We start from the raw sequence: 16443 nt of genomic DNA, 5'->3' as shown, positions 1-16443 counted from the left end.
CCCCCAGGTTTAGCCTGGGGGACGCGGCGTTTTCGGCGCGCCGTTTTCGTACGGCCGCCCGCTTGCGGCATGTGAAGCACAAGGAACGAGGCACAGATGACCGACCCGGTGACGTTGGACGGCGAGGGCTCCATCGGCGAGTTCGACGAGAAGCGGGCCGAGAACGCCGTACGCGAACTCCTCCTCGCTATCGGGGAGGACCCGGACCGCGAGGGGCTCCGGGCGACGCCGGGGCGCGTGGCGCGGGCGTACAAGGAAATATTCGCCGGGCTGTGGCAAGAGCCCGAAGACGTGCTGACGACGACGTTCGACCTCGGTCACGACGAGATGATCCTGGTCAAGGACATCGAGGTCTTCAGCACCTGTGAGCACCATCTGGTCCCCTTCAGGGGCGTCGCCCACGTCGGCTACATCCCGGCGACCACCGGCAAGATCACCGGCCTGTCCAAGCTGGCGCGGCTGGTCGACGTCTACGCCCGCCGCCCGCAGGTGCAGGAGCGGCTCACCACGCAGGTCGCCGACTCGCTGATGGAAATCCTGGAGCCGCGCGGTGTGATCGTGGTCATCGAGTGCGAGCACATGTGCATGTCGATGCGCGGGATTCGCAAGCCGGGCGCCAAGACCATCACCTCGGCGGTGCGCGGGCAGCTCCGCGACGGGGCCACCCGCAACGAGGCGATGAGCCTGATCATGGCGCGCTGACCGCGGACGGCAGCGGTTCCGAACGGGGGGCCGGACCGGCCCGCACGGGGGGTGCCCACGGGGGCCGTACGGCCGGGGACGCTCAGACGGTCGGCGCCGCGCCGTTGTCCTCGTCGTCCGGGAGCTTGCAGACCCGCTCGAGGAAGAACGCGGCGGCGACGACCCCCGCGCCCGCCAGCACCGCCAGGCCCGCGTAGACGGCCTGGTCGCGACGGGCCGGGACGTCCAGGCTGTTCATCAGCAGATGGACGCCCACGCCGCCGTACATTCCGCAGACCAGCGACGCGACGAGCGCGCTCGCCTGGCCGAAAACCACCGCTCGGGCCGCCATCAGGGGCTCCACGCCCTTCGCGCCCGGCCGGCGCTCGCGCTGGGCGCGCAGCCGGGAGCGGATCGAGAGCGCGGTCGCCAGGAGCACCACGGCGATCACGGCCAGCACCACCGGCGCCGCCAGCGGCACGCCGGGAAGGGTGCCGAACGTGTCCCAGAGCCGGGCGCCGCCCCACGAGAGGACGCCCGCCACGGCGAAGAGACCGGCCAGTACCCCGAGCCGCAGTTGCTTCACCGAGAGCGCCCCTCACATCGGTCCATGTCACAACCGGTCATGATCGTTCGCCGGTCGATGCCGGCCGTCAGCCTAACGACTACTCGGGCAGTCGGAGTTCCAGGTCGGGGCGGACGAGTACGCCCGTGGCGCCGACGCCGGTCAGCAGGTCCGCGACGGGCCCGCGGCCGGGCAGCTGCGCCTCGGGGTCCACGTCGTGCCACGGGGCCAGTACGAAGGCGCGCTCGTGGGCGCGGGGGTGCGGGAGGGTGAGGAGCGGGTCCTCGGAGACGACATCGGCGTACGCCACGATGTCCACGTCGATCGTGCGCGGACCCCAGCGCTCCTCGCGGACCCGGTCGAAGGCTTCCTCGATGGCCTGGCCGCGCTCAAGGAGCGAGGCCGGCGGAAGGGTGGTCCTGACGACGACGACCGCGTTGAAGTACGACGGCTGGGAGCCGGGGTCGACCCCCCAGGGCTCCGTCTCGTACACCGGGGAGACCGCCTTGACCCGCAGCCCGGGGGTGTCCTCCAGGGCGTCGATCGCGCCCTGGAGGGTCTCCAGGCGGTTGCCCAGGTTCGAGCCGAGGGAGATGACGGCCCATTTCGGGTTGGACAGTGTGATGTCCGCCGCGTCGACCTGTTCCACCACGGAGGCGGGCACCGGCTGCACGGTCGGGTCGCTCTGGGTGGGGTTCATACTCGGCTCCGGGTGATGGTGATGGTCACGTCGTCGAAGGGGACGGTGATCGGCGCGTCCGGCTTGTGGACGCAGACCTCCACCTCCTTCACCCCGGCGTGCTTGAGGCACTGCTGGGCGATCCGCTCGGCGAGCGTCTCGATCAGGTCGACCGGCTCGCCCTGTACGACGTCCACGACCTCTTCCGCCACCACGCCGTAGTGCACGGTCTTCGCCAGGTCGTCGTCGGCCGCCGCGGGGCGGGTGTCGAGGCCGAGAACCAGGTCCACGATGAAGGTCTGGCCTTCTTCGCGCTCCCGGGGGAACACGCCGTGGTGCCCACGGGCCTTGAGGCCGCGCAGCGCGACACGATCCACGCGAATCACTCCTGCTGTCGTAGAGAACGAGGGCGCCCGCCGAGTGCGGTCGGCACGTCACCCTCACCCGAATCTACCTGCGAGCACGGGCACCGGACGCCCACGGGGGCTATGGACAAGACGCCTTGGGACTGGTACCCGCCCCTACCCAACGGCCCCGGACGCCAACCTTCCACAGGCCCCTACCCACTCAGGCGGGTGTCTCGTCGTCCTCTTCTTCGCCGTTTTCGGTCAGAACGGGGGACCCGTGGTGCGACCACAGTTTCCAGCCGTCGTCCGTGCGGCGGAACACATTGGTGGCCACGATGAGCTGGCCCACCAGCGGACCCAGCTCGCCGGCCTCCTCGGCCGGCCCGCCGCTCAGCGTGTTCTCGGTGCAGACCACCAGGGCGGTGTCGCCCAGGACGGTCACCTTCACGTCGGTGAGGAAGAACTGGATGTACTCGGTGTTCGCCATGATCAGGGCGTACGAGCGCAGCACCTCGCCCCGCCCGGAGAGAACCGGCCAGCCCGGGTGCACGCAGGAGATCTCGTCCTCCAGCCAGAGGACCGACAGCTCCTCGAAGTCTCCGCGCTCGACCGCCTCGTAGAACGCCGTGTTGGCCAGCTCGACCTGTTCGACGTCCGTCCGCGCGCGGCTCACAGGGCTCCCTCTACGGCCCGTGCGACCCGTACGGCGTCGGCCGTCGCCCGTACCTCGTGGACGCGGACCGCCCAGGCGCCCTCGTGGGCGGCTATGGCCGACACGGCGGCCGTGGCGGCGTCGCGCTCGCGGGCGGGCGGCGGGGGCGCGCCCTCGCCGGCGTCGGCGGCCAGGACATGGCCGAGGAACCTCTTGCGCGAGGCGGCGACCAGCAGGGGCCGGCCGATGACGCGCAGCTCGCTGAGCCGGGCGACCAGGGCCAGGTCGTGCGCGGCCTGCTTCGCGAAGCCGAGGCCGGGGTCTATGACGATGCGCTCGGGGGCGATGCCGCCCGCTATGACGGCGTCCATGCGGGCGCGCAGTTCCGACACGACCTCGCCGACCACGTCGGCGTAGACGGCGCGGCTGTTCATCTGCTCGCTGAAACCGCGCCAGTGCATGACGACGAACGGCGCTCCGGCCGCCGCGACGGCCGGGATCATGGCGGGGTCGGCGAGGCCGCCGCTGACGTCGTTGACCAGGACCGCGCCGGCCGCGACCGCCTGCTCGGCGACGGCGGCGCGCATGGTGTCCACCGAGACGGTGACGCCCTCGGACGCCAGGCCGCGGACCACGGGGATCACCCGCTTCAGCTCCTCGTCGGCGTCCACGCGGGAGGCTCCGGGGCGGGTCGACTCGCCGCCGACGTCGATCAGGTCGGCGCCCTGGGCGACGAGGTCGAGGCCCCGCTTGACCGCCGCGGTCGTGTCGAACCAGCGCCCGCCGTCGGAGAAGGAGTCGGGCGTCACGTTGACGACCCCCATCACCGCACAGCGGTCCCACTCCGGCAGACCCTCGACCCGGCCACGCTCGCGCAACGTACTCATGCGTCCAGCGTAGGCGTCAGCCGGTGGTGCGGGGACCGCGCGCACCGCAGAAGACGCGGCCGAGGAGGTCGTAGAGGACGGCCCGGTCGGTCTCGTCGAGGGCGTCGAGCGCGGCATGCGTGGTGTGCATGCGGGCCCGGATGGCGTCGACGGTCTCCTCGCCCTCGGCGGTGAGCACGACGTTCTTGACGCGGCGGTCGGTCGGGCTGACCTCGCGGCGTACGAGGTCGCGCTTCTCCAGCCGGTCGACGATGCCGGTGATGTTGGAGGCGTCACAGGCCAGGGTGGTCGCGAGGGCGCGCATCGAGGCGGGGGCGGTGCGCAGCACGCCGAGGGTCTTGGCCTGGCTGGCGCTGAGGCCCGCGTCGGCGGCGGCGAGCGAGAAGTCGCCGTAGTAGCCGCTGAAGGAGGCGGCGAGCCGCTCCATGAGCTGGGCCTTCGTGGGGATCGTCCTGATCGTGTCTGGCATGGCACCAGCTTACCGCGTGAAGCTTGACTATCTCAAAGTTTTAGGTCTACGGTCTTTTTTGTTGCTTGAGATGCTCAAGCAGTCCAGGAAGCACCACTTCGTCCCCCAGCTTCGCAGGAGCACCCCCATGAAGGCGATCACCTACCGCACGTACGGCGGCCCCGAGGTCCTCGAGTACACCGACGTGCCGAACCCCAAGCTCGGACCCGACTCCGTGCTGGTCCGCGTCAGGGCCGCCTCGGTCAACCCCGTCGACTGGAAGATCCAGGCCGGGTACCTCGACTCCGCTCTCACCGCCGTCTTCCCCGTCGTGCCCGGCTGGGACGTGGCCGGCGTCGTGGAGCAGGCCGGCGTCGGTGTGACCGAGTTCGCGCCGGGCGACGAGGTCATGGGGTACGTACGGGAGGACTTCGTCTCCCGGGGCACCTTCGCCGAGTACGTCGCCGCCCCCGTGCGCACACTGGCCCGCAAGCCCGCGAACCTCACCTTCGAGGCGGCCGCGGGTCTGCCGCTGGCCGGCCTCACCGCGTACCAGGCGCTCACCCGCCACCTGAAGACCGGCGAGGGCGACACGCTGCTGGTGCACGCGGCGGCGGGCGGTGTGGGCGCGCTCGCGGTGCAGATCGCGCGCGCCCTCGGGGTCCGCGTCATCGGCACGGCGAGCGAGCGCAACCACGACTTCCTGCGGTCGCTCGGTGCCGAACCCGTGACGTACGGCGAGGGGCTGGCCGACCGGGTGCGGGCGCTCGCGCCCGCGGGCGTCGACGCCGTGCTCGACCTCGTCGGCGGCGACGCGCTCAAGGTCTCCCCTGAGCTGCTGGCGCCCGGCGGCCGGCTCGCGTCTGTCGCGGACGGCGCGGTCCTGGCCCTGGGCGGTTCGTACGTCTTCGTACGCCCCGACGCGGCCGACCTGACGGCGCTCGCCGAACTGGCCGAACGCGGTGCGCTGACCGTGGAGGTCGCCGCCGTCTTCCCGCTGGAGCAGGCCGCCGAGGCCCAGCGGCTGAGCATGGGGGGCCACACCCGGGGCAAGATCGCCGTCAGCGTCGGCTGAGCCGGCTCCGGGGGTCAGGCGGCCGGCTGCTCGGTCTCGCGGCGCACCCGCAGCTGTTCGAGGTGGGCACACGGCCGCCGCCGGGCGGCCGGGGCGCGCCGGGCGAACGGGCGGGGCAGGGCCAGCGTGACGAAGCCCTCCGCCTGCATCGCGGCGAACCCGATGCGCGGCAGGTCGCGGCCGGTCCTGAAGACCACGAACCGCGGCTCCCACTCGGGCCGGAACTTGGCGTTGAACCGGTACAGCGACTCGATCTGGAACCAGCGGGACAGGAACACCAGCAGCCCCCGCCACACGCGCAGCACCGGCCCCGCGCCGATCCGCTCGCCGCGCGCGAGCGCCGAGCGGAACATCGCGAAGTTCAGCGACACGCGCGCGACGCCGAGCCGGGGAGCCGCCTGGAGGGCGGCGACGATCAGCAGTTCGTTCATACCGGGGTCGGCCGAGCGGTCGCGGCGCATCAGGTCCAGGGACAGCCCGTCGGCGCCCCACGGGACGAAGTGGAGTACGGCCTTCAGGTCGCCGTGGGGCGAGTTCGGTCCGTACGACCCGTCCGCCTTGTGGGCCGTCGCGATCACACAGTCCCCGTCGCCGGGCTCCCCGATGCGGCCGAGCGCCATGGAGAAGCCGCGCTCGGTGTCGGTGCCGCGCCAGTCGGCGGCGGCGCGCCGAATACGGTCGAGTTCGGCGTCGCCGAGGTCGCCGACGCGGCGTACCCGGGTCTCGTAGCCGGCGCGCTCAATGCGCTTGACCATCTGGCGCACGTTCCGCATGGCGCGCCCGGCGAGGGAGAAATCCGGCACGCGCACCACCGCTTCGTCCCCGAGCTCCAGGGCGTCGAGGCCGGTCTCCCGGGTCCAGACCTCGCCACCCGTCTCACTGCACCCCATCACGGCCGGGGTCCACGAGTGCGCCTTGGCCTCGTCCATGAAGCGTTCGATGGCGCCCGGCCACGCCTCCACGTCACCGATCGGGTCGCCGCTGGCGAGCATCACGCCGGAGACGACGCGGTAGGTGACGGCCGCCTTGCCGCTGGGGGAGAAGACCACGGCCTTGTCGTGGCGCAGCGCGAAGTGGCCGAGCGAGTCACGGCCGCCGTGCCTGGCCAGCAGGTCGCGCAGCCGCCGCTCGTCGTCCGGGGTGAGGCGGGCCGCCGGGTGCTCCGGCCGCAGGGCGAGGTACATGGTGGTGACGGCGGTGAGCAGGCCCAGCGCGCCGAGCGAGTAGCCGACGGTCCAGGAGACCCGGCCCGCGTAGGCGACGGGACCCTCGAACCCGAAGAGCCCGTACAGGACGTGCTCCAGGCGCTCGGCGACGCTCGGGTCGCCGACGACCCTCGCCGGGTGGGAGCTGACGATGACGAGTCCGAGCCCGAGCGAACCCGTGCCGACGAGCACGAAGTTCGCGAGCGCCATCCACCGGCTGCGCGGATCGGGCAGGGCCGCGAACTCGCCCCGGTGACGCAGCAGGAGCCCGAGCAGCGCGAGCGAGATCAGTAGGCCGACGACCGACGGCCGGTAGGTGAACTGCGCCGCGGCCCCGGCCGGCAGCAGCACCACGGCCGCCCGCCAGGCGCGCCGCTTGCGGCGCTTGAGGCCGTGCGCGAGAAGCAGCAGCAGTACGCCCGCGCTGATGGCCAGCGCGGCCGCGAACGGGCCGACCGCCCCCGGCAGCACCTCGGCGACCGCGTGCATCCGGCTGTGCCGGAAGCGCGGGAAGACACCGGCCGCGATGTCGAGCAGGCCCACGACGGCGCAGGCCGTACCGACCAGGGAGGGCACGCGCTCGGGCCGCGGACCGCGCAGGATCCTCCGTACCCGACCGGGAACCGCTCCGGTTTCATCCCCATCTAGCCTGATAGACATCGCTTCCCGTGGCTTCGCGAAAAATTTGCTGTCCCGGGGCCGAGGCATCCGGACAATTTGCTCCCTCTAGGACGGGGCACCCGGCGAGCGGGTTTACTCGCTCCGAAGAAATATTCAGGCAGAAAGCTTTCTCCTCATCATGGGCCTCACGAGTAACACGGTTCTGGCACTGGCCGCCTCCCTGGCGGTCGTGCTGTTCGTCGCCACAGTCTTGCTCTGGCCCCGGCTGGCCGACCGTACCTGGCGTTCCGTGCTGGGCCGTGTCGCCCTGCTCGTCGTGACCCAGTTCCTCCTCTTCGCCACGCTGGGACTCGCCGCCAACAAGTCCTTCCTCTTCTACGGCTCGTGGACCGACCTCTTCGGCCAGGAGACCGAACTCGGCGTGGTGGTCGACCACTCGGCCGCCGCCAGGGACATCACCGTCGTCGACAAGCAGGGCATGGACGTGCGGGGAGGGACGAAGCCGACGGTGGGCGGGCAGATCCAGAAGATCGTCATAGCCGGTGAGAAGTCGAGGATCGCCAGCCAGGCGTACGTGTACCTGCCGCCCGAGTACTTCAAACCGCGGTACGCCGAGAAGACCTTCCCGGCGGCCCTGGTGCTCACCGGATACCCGGGCACCCCGGAGAACCTCCTCAAGGGCCTGCGGTACCCGCGGACCGCGCACCTCCAGGCCAGGGCGGGCCGGATGCAGCCGATGATCCTGGTCATGCTGCGGCCGACGGTGGCGCCTCCGCGGGACACCGAGTGCGTCGACGTGCCGCACGGCCCGCAGACCGAGACGTTTCTCGCCGTGGACATCCCCAAGGCGGTGTCCGAGACGTACCGGGTCGGCACCAGGGCGCGGAACTGGGGCGTCATCGGCAACTCGACCGGCGGCTACTGCGCCCTCAAGTTCGCCATCCACCACCCCGGGACCTTCGGCGCGGGCGCCGGACTGTCCGCGTACTACCGGGCCGCCGAGGACGCGACGACCGGTGACCTGTTCCACGGCGACGAGGACGAGCGCAGGCGGGCCGACCTGTTCTGGAGCCTGGACCACGCCGAGCCGTCGAACACGTCCTTCCTCGTGACCAGTTCCCGGGAGGGCGAGGGCAATCTGAAGGACACGCTGAGGTTCGTCGACAAGGTGCGGCCGCCCGCGCGGGTCTCCTCGATCACGCTGGAGCGGGGCGGCCACAACTTCGGTACCTGGCGGCGCGAGATACCGGCCGCCATGGAGTGGATCAGCGACCGGCTCAGGGCGAACTGACCGACTCCACCGCGACGGCGGTACGGGGAACGTCCTGCGCGTCGGCGTCGATGGACCGGCGCAGCGCCTCGTGGAGGCGGGCGGGCGTGAGCACGCCGAGGAAGCGGCCCGCGCTCTGCTCGTCGACGACCGCGATCCAGCCGGCGTCGTGCTGGAGCATCGTGGCGAACGCCTGCTTCAGCGAGGCTCCGACGGGCAGCCACGCCTCCATCCGGCGCGCGTGCTCCCGCACCGTCCCGGTGGCCGAGCGGACCTGCTCGGCGGAGATCCAGCCGTGCAGCTCGTCCGCGGCGTCGAGCACGACGGCCCAGCGGGCGCCCCCCGCGGTCAGCTCGGCCGCCGCCCGCCCGACCGGGTCGTCGAGGTGGACGACCGGCGGCTGCTCCAGGTCGCCGGGCTCGATGGGCGTGACGGAGAGCCGCTTCAGGCCCCGGTCGGCGCCGACGAAATCGGCGACGTACGGGGTGGCGGGCGCGCCCAGGACGGCGGCAGGCGCGTCGAACTGCTCGATCCTGCCCTGCCCGTAGACGGCGATGCGGTCGCCGAGCCGGACGGCCTCCTCGATGTCGTGGGTGACGAAGAGGACTGTCTTGCGCACCTGCGACTGGAGCCGCAGGAACTCGCTCTGGAGGTGCTCGCGGACCACTGGGTCGACTGCACCGAACGGCTCGTCCATGAGCAGTACGGGCGGATCGGCGGCCAGCGCCCTGGCCACGCCGACGCGCTGGCGCTGGCCGCCGGAGAGCTGGTCGGGGTAGCGGTCGCCGTGGACCGACGGGTCGAGGCCGACCAGGTCGAGCAGTTCGGCGGCGCGCTCGCGGGCCTTGGCGCGCTTGACGCCGAGCAGCTGGGGGACGGTCGCCGTGTTCTCCAGGACCGTCTTGTGCGGGAAGAGTCCGACCTGCTGGATGACGTAGCCGATACGGCGGCGGAGCCGGACCGGGTCGACGGTGGAGATGTCCTCCCCGTCGATGAGTACCCGGCCGCCGGTCGGCTCGATCAGCCGGTTCACCATCTTCATGGTGGTGGTCTTGCCGCAGCCGGACGGTCCGACGAGCGTGACCAGTTCGCCCTCGGCGACTTCGAAGGAGAGGTCGTCGACGGCGGTGGTGCCGTCGGCGTACCGCTTGGTGACGTGCTCGAATCGGATCATGGCTCCCCATTGTGGCCGGGCGGCTGTCACCACCATGTTGCGGGAGTGTGGCGGATTCCGGTGGCTGTCAGTGGCCGGGGATAAGGTCGTCGCAATGCGCGCATGAGTACATGGGTTCGAGTTCTCGGGGGAGGTGGGGGGCATGAGCGGCCGGAGCTGTCTGACGGCGAACGACTGGATCTGCGGCGAGTACGTCCGCTCCCGGAGCCAGGAGTTGGCCGACGCGACCGTCCAGCATGTCTGGATCACCCTGGTTTCCGTGGTGATCGGGCTGCTGATCGCCTTCCCGCTGGCGCTGCTCGCTCGCGGCCGGGACGGCCGCCGCTCGCGGTTCGCCGGACCGGTGCTCGGCCTGACGACCGTGCTCTACACGGTCCCCTCGCTGGCGATGTTCTCGCTGCTGCTGCCGGTGTTCGGCCTGTCCGCGGCCGTCGTGGTCACGGGGCTCGTCCTCTATTCGCTCACCGTCCTCGTGCGCAACATCCTGGCCGGCCTCGAAGCGGTGCCGGCGGAGGCGCGGGAGGCCGCGCTCGGCATGGGGTACGGCCGGGCGCGGCTGCTGTGGGAGGTCGAACTGCCGCTGGCGCTGCCCGCGGTGCTGGCGGGCGTGCGGATCGCCACGGTGTCCACGGTCGCGCTCACGACGGTCGGCGCGATCGTGGGGTACGGCGGACTGGGGACCCTGATCGTGGACGGCCTCGACTCCCTCTTCAAGGCCCAGGTGCTGACGGCGTCGGTGATCTGTGTGCTCCTCGCGGTGGCGGCCGACCTGCTGCTGCTCGGCCTCCAGCGGGCGCTGACCCCGTGGACGAGAACGCGTGCGCCTCGTACCCGTGCGGGGCGTGCGTCGGCCCGCGCCACCCGGCTCGTGAAGGCAGGCTGACCCGTGGGAGCGATAGGGGACGCGTTCACGTGGCTGGCGACGGGCGCCAACTGGCAGGGCGAGAGCGGGGTCTGGAACCGGCTCGCCGAGCACCTCTACTTCAGCGGTGTGTGCCTGCTGCTGTCCTGCCTGATCGCGCTGCCCGTGGCGTTCTGGCTCGGACACCTCGGGCGCGGCGGCGCGCTCGCGGTCAACCTCTCCAACGTGGGGCGGGCGATCCCCACCCTCGCGGTGCTGGTCCTGCTGACCCTCACCCCGCTGGGGAAGCAGGGCGACCTGCCGACGATCGTCGCGCTGGTGCTGTTCGCCGTGCCGCCGCTGCTCACCAACGCGTACATCGGCATGCGGGAGGTCGACCGGGCGGTGGTGGAGGCCGCGCGCGGAATGGGCATGTCGGGCCGGCAGGTGTTCCTGCGGGTCGAACTGCCCCTCGCGTACCCGATGGTGATGACCGGGCTCCGGTCGGCGGCCGTCCAGGTCGTCGCGACCGCCACCCTCGCCGCCATGGCGGGCGAGGGCGGCCTCGGTCGGATCATCACGGCCGGCTTCAACACGTACGACACACCGCAGGTGGTGGCCGGCGCGCTGCTGGTCGCCGGGCTGGCGCTGCTCGTGGAGGGCGCGCTGGTGGCGGCCGACCGGCTGCTCGATCCGACGCGCCGGCGCGGCGCCGTGCGGCGGACGGCCTGATCTGTCTCCCCTGTCCCCTGTTCCTTCTTCTTTCTCTTGGATGGTGAACCTCATGAGCGGAACCTCGCGTACGGCGGGTGCGGCGGTGGCCGTGATCGCACTGGCCGCCGGGCTGGTGGCGTGCGGCGGCGACAGCCTGGAGAAGGGCAAGGAGGGCGGCGGGGTCAAGGCCGGTGACGGCGGCAAGAAGGCGTCGCTGGTCGTCGGGTCCGCCGGGTTCACCGAGTCCAAGGTGCTGGCCGAGCTGTACGCGCAGGTCCTGTCGGAGGCCGGATACGCCACCTCCGTGAAGACGGTGGAGAACCGCGAACTCTACGAACCCGCCCTGGAGAAGGGCGAGATCGACGTCGTACCGGAATACGCGGCTACGCTTGCGGAATTCCTCAACGCGAAGACGAACGGGCCCAAGGCGCCGGAGAAGAATCCGGTCGCGTCCAGCGATGTGGCCGCCACCGTCGAAGCACTGGAGAAGCTCGCGCAGCCGCGCGGACTGAAGGTGCTGCCGGCCGGTGGGGCGGTAGACCAGAACGCCTTCGCGGTGAGCCGGGAATACGCCGCGAAGCACAACCTGAAGACCCTTTCCGATCTTGGTGAGTCCAAGCTCGAGGTGAAGATCGCGGCGGGCGACGAGTGCGAGGTCCGGCCCTTCTGCGCCCCCGGTCTGAAGAAGGAGTACGGGATCGACGTCACCGGCGTCGACCCCAAGGGCGTGGGCACTCCGCAGGCCAAGCAGGCCGTGAAGGAGGGGGCCGACCAGCTCGTACTGACCACCACGACGGACGCGACGCTCAAGGAGTTCGGACTCGTGCTCCTGGAGGACGACAAGAAGCTCCAGAACGCCGACAACGTACTGCCGGTCGTCAATGCGAAGGACGCCGGAACGCCGGAGATAGCGGACGCTCTCGGCAAGCTCACCAAGGTGCTCACCACCGGTGATCTGGTCGAGCTGAACCGCAGGATCGACGCGGAACGGGAGAAGCCCGCCGACGCCGCGAAGGAGTACCTGGAGTCGAAGGGGCTGATCAAGAAGTAACCCGTGCGGGGAATTGGGTAACCGCCCGGGAACACTTTGCCGGGCGGGGCCCCATCCGTCGTCTACGCACGGTAAATTTCAGGCCATGCCACGTGGACGCCACCGCCATTCGCCACCCCTGCACAGGATCCTTCCGCCTGCCGCGGTCGCCGGCGCGTCGATATTGTGCGCCGCCGGCGCCTTGTTGTTCACGGAACCGGTGGTGCTGCGCGGTCTGGTCGCGGCGGCAGCCGCCGCGGCGGTCACCGGCGCGGTCCTCATGCGCGGCTGGGACCGTGCGGCGGGCCGGCGGGTGGCGGAGCTGACGCGGGCGCGCGCGAGCGACGAGTGGAAGACCGAGGAGCGCATAGCGGACCTCGAGTCGGACATCGAGGAGTCGCGCGAGCTGCGGTCCAGGCTCGACGCGAAGCTGCGCGCCAAGCGGGTCGAACTCGCCGCACTGCGCGGCGAACACGCCGCCCTGCTGCGCCGCTACGCGACGGCGGAGACCGAGCGGGCCAGCGCCCTGGAAGGCCGCCGCCTGCTGGCGATCGAGGCCGCCGCCCCCGCGAAGGCGCTGCCGGCCGCAGGGAGTTCGCCGACGCCGTCCGCGTACCTGCGCGCGTCCATGGCGCTGGACAAGCTCTCGCGCAACGCGGCCGAGCAGGCATCACGTGAGGCGCGCGAGGCGCACGACCGCAAGGTGGCGGAGCCGGAGGGGAAGCACGAGGCGGCCGCCGGTAGCGACGCCGCGTCCGCCCCGGGACGCGCTCGCCCGTCGTCCGCCGTCGTCCCGTACTCCGCCGAGCGCCGCCGCTCCTCGCGCGCCCAGGGGGGCTTCGACTTCTTCGGCAACCAGAAGTCGGCCGCCGCGGCGATCGAGGCGGTGCAGAACGAGGACCTCGCGGACGTGGTGGGCGAGGAGGCGCTGGCCGACGCCCGCCGGGGTGCGGACAACCACGGCAACCGGGAGGCCGGCCAGGTCATCGACCTGACGGCCCACGACGAGACGGAACAACTCGACGTGGTCGTCCTGCGCAGCGCGATCTCGTAACCCCGCACGGGCTTCCCGCCCGCGCCCCGCTGTGACGGCCGCGCGGCCCGGGGGAAGGCGCGGCGCGGCCTACGACAGGGCGCCGCCGCCGCCCGCGCGGACCAGCCCCGACTCGTACGCCAGCACCACCACCTGGACCCGGTCGCGCAGGCCGAGCTTGGTCAGGATGCGGCCGACGTGCGTCTTGACCGTGGCTTCCGACAGCACCAGCCGCGCGGCGATCTCCCCGTTCGACATGCCCTGCGCCACCAGCAGCATCACCTCGCGCTCCCGCTCGGTGAGCCGCGCCAGGGCGGTGTCGACGGCCCGCGTCTCCTTGCCCGTGCTGGGCAGCATCGGGGCGAACCGGTCCAGCAGGCGCCGCGTCGTGGACGGCGCGACGACCGCGTCTCCGCTGTGCACCGACCGGATGGCGGCCAGCAGCTCACCCGGCGGCACGTCCTTCAGCATGAAGCCGCTGGCCCCGGCCTTCAGCCCGGAGAAGGCGTACTCGTCCAGGTCGAAGGTGGTCAGGATGAGCACTTTGGGGGCGTCGGGGTCCGCGCAGATGCGCCGCGTCGCCTCCACCCCGTCCAGCCTCGGCATGCGTACGTCCATCAGGACGACGTCCACCGCCGTGGCCCGCAGCACCTCGATCGCCTCCGCCCCGTCACCGGCCTCCGCGACGACCTCCATGTCCGGCTGGGCCGCCAGGACCATCCGGAATCCGGTGCGCAGCAGCACCTGGTCGTCTACGAGCATTACGCGGATGGACATGGGGTGGGGTGCCTTTCGTCGGCGTGTCCGGTCATGGTCGGTGGCCTCAGTGGGCCGGTTTGAGCGGCAGCAGCGCGCTGATCCGGAAGCCGCCGCCCGGCCGCGGTCCCGCGTCGAGCGTGCCGCCGACCATACCGACGCGCTCGCGCATGCCGATCAGGCCGTGCCCCCGCCCGTCGGCGCCGCCGTCCTCGTACAGTTCGTGCGCCGCGCCCCGCCCGTCGTCCTCAACGAGCAGGCCGAGCCCGTCGTCGAAGTACACGAGGCGGACGCTCGCGCCCGCCTCCGGTCCGCCGTGCTTGCGCGTGTTGGTGAGGGCCTCCTGCACGATGCGGTACGCCGTGAGTTCCACCCCGCTCGGCAGCGGCCTCGGCGTGCCCTCGATCTTGAAGTCGACGGTCAGCCCGGCCGTACGGACCTGCTCGACCAGGTCCTCGATCTGCTCCACGTCGGGCTGGGGCACGTACTCGCCGCCCTCCTGGTGCTCACCGGTCCGCAGCACGCCCAGCAGCCGCCGCATCTCGGCGAGCGCCTGGCGGCCGGTCGTCGAGATCGTCTCCAGCGCCTGCCGGGCCTGGGCGGGCGAGGCGTCCATGACGTACGCCGCGCCGTCCGCCTGCACCACCATGACCGAGACGTTGTGCGCGACGACGTCGTGCAGTTCGCGGGCGATACGGGCCCGCTCGGCGGCGACGGCCACCTTCGACTGCGCCTCGCGCTCCTTCTCCAGCCGGGCGGCGCGCTCCTCCAGTTCGGCGAAGTACGCCCTCCGCGTGCGCAGGGAGTCCCCGAGGACCCACGCCAGCGCGAACGGCAGGGCCATGACGACGGTGAAGAAGACGGAGGCCAGGGCCGAGTTGTTGGCCGGGTCGGCGGGCCAGCGCAGTTGGGCGAGCGGCGCCGCCGTCAGGCCGCCGAACAGCGCGACGCGCGAGGCCCAGCGCGGCCCGTCGCTCGCGGCGACCGTGTAGATGATGACGAGCATCGCCCAGTCGGCCGGATTGACCTCCACGTCCAGCACCAGCTGCGCCACGCCCATCAGGGCCGCCAGCAGCAGCATCTTCTCCGGGGCGCGGCGGCGCAGGGCCACCACGAGGGAGAGCAGCGTGACGATCGGGACGGCCGCGATGCGCGGCTCGGTGCCCATCGACGCCTGTACGGCCCACAGCAGGGAGAACCCGAGGAGCATCACAGCCCAGAAGCTGTCGACAGTCGTCGGGTGCCTGCGGAGGAAATCGTAGAGGCGTTGCACGTAACCCAGCGTAAGGAAATCAGATAGGTGCAGGGGTCAACCGGAGGAGCGATCCGGTGGGCCGGAGCCTACTCCCCAAGGTGGAGACTTGGTGTCGTGACGGATGAGTGGCAGGGGTGGCGCGAGGCCGCGGAGCAGGCGCTCTACGGCCCCGACGGTTTCTACATACGGTCCGGCGGCCCCGGGCCTTCCGGCCACTTCCGTACGTCGGTGCACGCGTCCGTGCTGTACGCGGGGGCGGTCGCCCGGCTCCTGGCGGAGGTGGACGCGTCGCTCGGGCGGCCGGCCGAGCTGGCGCTGGTCGACGTGGGGGCCGGCCGGGGCGAGCTGCTGTCGGCGGTACTCGCGGCGCTGCCGGCGGAAGCGGCGGCGCGGGTGAGGGCGTACGGCGTGGAGCGCGCGCCCCGGCCGGCGGGCCTGGATCACCGCATCGAGTGGGCGGCCGAGCCGCCGTCCGGGGTCACCGGGCTGCTGTTCGCGAACGAGTGGCTGGACAACGTCCCGGTCGACGTGGCCGAGACCGACACGCAGGGTGTAGCCCGGTACGTCCTCGTGCGCGAGGACGGCGAGGAGCGCCTGGGCGACCCGGTGAGCGGTCCGGACGCGGACTGGCTCACCCGCTGGTGGCCGCTGCCGCCGGGCGGCGAGCCGGGGCTGCGCGCCGAGATCGGCCGCCCGCGCGACACGGCGTGGGCAGCGGCGGTGGCCACACTCGACGCCGGCCTCGCGGTCGCGGTGGACTACGCGCACGAGCGCCGGGCACGACCGCCCTTCGGCACGCTGACGGGCTTCCGCGCGGGCCGCGAGGTGCGCCCCGTCCCGGACGGCACCTGCGACATCACCTCCCACGTCGCCCTGGACGCGTGCGCGCTGCCGGGCGCCGAGCTGGTCTCCCAGCGCGAGGCACTGCACCGCCTGGGCGTAACGGCCGCCCGCCCGCCACTGGCCCTGGCGAGCGAGGACCCGGCGGCGTACGTACGCGCACTGTCCGCGTCCGGCGAGGCGGCCGAACTCACGGCCCGCGGCGGCCTCGGCGACTTCACCTGGCTGAGCCAACCCGTACCCCAGTAGCCCGCCGGCAGTGGCCGAGCCTCCCCCAGTGGCGGAGGGGCCGTGCCGGGGCGCTCCCCGCAGGGTGCCGAACGCAACCGCGCCGAACGGCCCGCAGCCATGCCGGAAAGGTTCGGCACCC

18 protein-coding genes are annotated in these 16443 nt (G+C 72.0%); 8 read left to right on the top strand and 10 right to left on the bottom strand.

Translation table 11 applies throughout. The features are described 5' to 3' along the window. Window positions 1–96: 96 nt before the first annotated feature. On the top strand, window positions 97–702 hold the full coding sequence (gene folE / locus ACWGH0_RS30405; protein WP_453407479.1) for a GTP cyclohydrolase I FolE: 606 nt from the start codon (window positions 97–99) through the stop codon (window positions 700–702). Between the two features lie 82 nt (window positions 703–784). On the opposite strand, the gene ACWGH0_RS30400 is transcribed toward folE, so the two are convergent. The 6 genes from ACWGH0_RS30400 to ACWGH0_RS30375 form a co-directional block, all read right to left on the bottom strand. Further along, window positions 785–1267: a DUF3180 domain-containing protein gene (locus ACWGH0_RS30400; RefSeq protein WP_453407478.1), complete on the bottom strand. Its 483-nt coding sequence runs from the start codon at window positions 1265–1267 to the stop codon at window positions 785–787. 79 nt (window positions 1268–1346) lie between these two features. Then, window positions 1347–1946 carry a 2-amino-4-hydroxy-6-hydroxymethyldihydropteridine diphosphokinase gene (gene folK, locus ACWGH0_RS30395; protein WP_453407477.1) on the bottom strand — a complete coding sequence of 200 codons (600 nt, stop codon included), beginning with the start codon at window positions 1944–1946 and terminating at the stop codon, window positions 1347–1349. After that, window positions 1943–2302 (bottom strand): dihydroneopterin aldolase, encoded by a 360-nt coding sequence (gene folB / locus ACWGH0_RS30390; RefSeq protein ID WP_453407476.1) that lies wholly within the window; start codon window positions 2300–2302, stop codon window positions 1943–1945. Before folB ends, folK begins: the two co-directional genes overlap by 4 nt. Before the next feature lie 190 nt (window positions 2303–2492). After that, window positions 2493–2945 carry a nuclear transport factor 2 family protein gene (locus ACWGH0_RS30385; protein ID WP_453407475.1) on the bottom strand — a complete coding sequence of 151 codons (453 nt, stop codon included), beginning with the start codon at window positions 2943–2945 and terminating at the stop codon, window positions 2493–2495. Next, window positions 2942–3811, bottom strand: coding sequence for a dihydropteroate synthase (gene folP / locus ACWGH0_RS30380; protein WP_453407474.1), 870 nt, complete (start codon window positions 3809–3811; stop codon window positions 2942–2944). Before folP ends, ACWGH0_RS30385 begins: the two co-directional genes overlap by 4 nt. 16 nt (window positions 3812–3827) lie before the next feature. Next, a complete protein-coding gene (locus ACWGH0_RS30375) occupies window positions 3828–4280 on the bottom strand; it encodes a MarR family winged helix-turn-helix transcriptional regulator (protein ID WP_453407473.1) in 453 nt (150 codons plus the stop codon). Window positions 4281–4407: 127 nt separating this feature from the next. Here ACWGH0_RS30375 and ACWGH0_RS30370 point away from each other — a divergent pair, with 127 nt between their 5' ends. Beyond that, complete coding sequence (locus ACWGH0_RS30370; RefSeq protein WP_453407472.1) at window positions 4408–5334, top strand: NADP-dependent oxidoreductase; 927 nt, start codon at window positions 4408–4410, stop codon at window positions 5332–5334. Window positions 5335–5348: 14 nt separating this feature from the next. On the opposite strand, the gene ACWGH0_RS30365 is transcribed toward ACWGH0_RS30370, so the two are convergent. Further along, window positions 5349–7199, bottom strand: a complete 1851-nt coding sequence (locus ACWGH0_RS30365) for a phosphatidylglycerol lysyltransferase domain-containing protein (RefSeq protein WP_453407471.1) — start codon at window positions 7197–7199, stop codon at window positions 5349–5351. Between the two features lie 139 nt (window positions 7200–7338). On the opposite strand from ACWGH0_RS30365, the gene ACWGH0_RS30360 reads away from it, so the two are divergent. Continuing rightward, window positions 7339–8451, top strand: coding sequence for an alpha/beta hydrolase (locus ACWGH0_RS30360; protein ID WP_453407470.1), 1113 nt, complete (start codon window positions 7339–7341; stop codon window positions 8449–8451). On the opposite strand, the gene ACWGH0_RS30355 is transcribed toward ACWGH0_RS30360, so the two are convergent. Then, window positions 8438–9604: an ABC transporter ATP-binding protein gene (locus ACWGH0_RS30355; protein WP_453407469.1), complete on the bottom strand. Its 1167-nt coding sequence runs from the start codon at window positions 9602–9604 to the stop codon at window positions 8438–8440. The two genes, ACWGH0_RS30360 and ACWGH0_RS30355, sit on opposite strands and share 14 nt — an antisense overlap. Window positions 9605–9746: 142 nt before the next feature. Here ACWGH0_RS30355 and ACWGH0_RS30350 point away from each other — a divergent pair, with 142 nt between their 5' ends. From ACWGH0_RS30350 to ACWGH0_RS30335, 4 genes are all read left to right on the top strand, one after another. Beyond that, a complete protein-coding gene (locus tag ACWGH0_RS30350; protein ID WP_453407468.1) occupies window positions 9747–10487 on the top strand; it encodes an ABC transporter permease in 741 nt (246 codons plus the stop codon). A gap of 3 nt (window positions 10488–10490) precedes the next feature. Then, window positions 10491–11177, top strand: coding sequence for an ABC transporter permease (locus ACWGH0_RS30345; protein WP_453407467.1), 687 nt, complete (start codon window positions 10491–10493; stop codon window positions 11175–11177). 52 nt (window positions 11178–11229) lie between these two features. After that, entirely contained in the window at window positions 11230–12210 is a 981-nt protein-coding gene (locus tag ACWGH0_RS30340) for an ABC transporter substrate-binding protein (RefSeq protein WP_453407466.1), read from the top strand. A gap of 85 nt (window positions 12211–12295) precedes the next feature. After that, the gene (locus ACWGH0_RS30335) at window positions 12296–13243 is read left to right on the top strand and encodes a hypothetical protein (RefSeq protein ID WP_453407465.1); all 948 of its coding nucleotides are present in this window, start codon (window positions 12296–12298) and stop codon (window positions 13241–13243) included. Window positions 13244–13312: 69 nt separating this feature from the next. Here ACWGH0_RS30335 and ACWGH0_RS30330 read toward each other — a convergent pair whose 3' ends face one another. Beyond that, window positions 13313–13999: a response regulator gene (locus ACWGH0_RS30330; protein WP_453407464.1), complete on the bottom strand. Its 687-nt coding sequence runs from the start codon at window positions 13997–13999 to the stop codon at window positions 13313–13315. Window positions 14000–14045: 46 nt separating this feature from the next. After that, on the bottom strand, window positions 14046–15251 hold the full coding sequence (locus ACWGH0_RS30325) for a sensor histidine kinase (RefSeq protein WP_453407463.1): 1206 nt from the start codon (window positions 15249–15251) through the stop codon (window positions 14046–14048). Between the two features lie 96 nt (window positions 15252–15347). Here ACWGH0_RS30325 and ACWGH0_RS30320 point away from each other — a divergent pair, with 96 nt between their 5' ends. Continuing rightward, complete coding sequence (locus ACWGH0_RS30320; RefSeq protein WP_453407462.1) at window positions 15348–16322, top strand: SAM-dependent methyltransferase; 975 nt, start codon at window positions 15348–15350, stop codon at window positions 16320–16322. Window positions 16323–16443 lie beyond the last annotated feature (121 nt).

The sequence above is a fragment of the Streptomyces sp. NPDC054887 genome (assembly GCF_053610585.1).
This window is presented reverse-complemented; position numbering and strand designations above follow the sequence as displayed.

Coding starts and splice junctions, on each gene's coding strand:
- folK (WP_453407477.1), bottom strand. CDS start 1,946: ATGAACCCCACCCAGAGCGACCCGACCGTGCAGCCGGTGCCCGCCTCC.
- ACWGH0_RS30355 (WP_453407469.1), bottom strand. CDS start 9,604: ATGATCCGATTCGAGCACGTCACCAAGCGGTACGCCGACGGCACCACC.
- ACWGH0_RS30370 (WP_453407472.1), top strand. CDS start 4,408: ATGAAGGCGATCACCTACCGCACGTACGGCGGCCCCGAGGTCCTCGAG.
- ACWGH0_RS30365 (WP_453407471.1), bottom strand. CDS start 7,199: ATGTCTATCAGGCTAGATGGGGATGAAACCGGAGCGGTTCCCGGTCGG.
- ACWGH0_RS30335 (WP_453407465.1), top strand. CDS start 12,296: ATGCCACGTGGACGCCACCGCCATTCGCCACCCCTGCACAGGATCCTT.
- folE (WP_453407479.1), top strand. CDS start 97: ATGACCGACCCGGTGACGTTGGACGGCGAGGGCTCCATCGGCGAGTTC.
- ACWGH0_RS30360 (WP_453407470.1), top strand. CDS start 7,339: ATGGGCCTCACGAGTAACACGGTTCTGGCACTGGCCGCCTCCCTGGCG.
- ACWGH0_RS30340 (WP_453407466.1), top strand. CDS start 11,230: ATGAGCGGAACCTCGCGTACGGCGGGTGCGGCGGTGGCCGTGATCGCA.
- ACWGH0_RS30375 (WP_453407473.1), bottom strand. CDS start 4,280: ATGCCAGACACGATCAGGACGATCCCCACGAAGGCCCAGCTCATGGAG.
- ACWGH0_RS30350 (WP_453407468.1), top strand. CDS start 9,747: ATGAGCGGCCGGAGCTGTCTGACGGCGAACGACTGGATCTGCGGCGAG.
- folP (WP_453407474.1), bottom strand. CDS start 3,811: ATGAGTACGTTGCGCGAGCGTGGCCGGGTCGAGGGTCTGCCGGAGTGG.
- ACWGH0_RS30330 (WP_453407464.1), bottom strand. CDS start 13,999: ATGTCCATCCGCGTAATGCTCGTAGACGACCAGGTGCTGCTGCGCACC.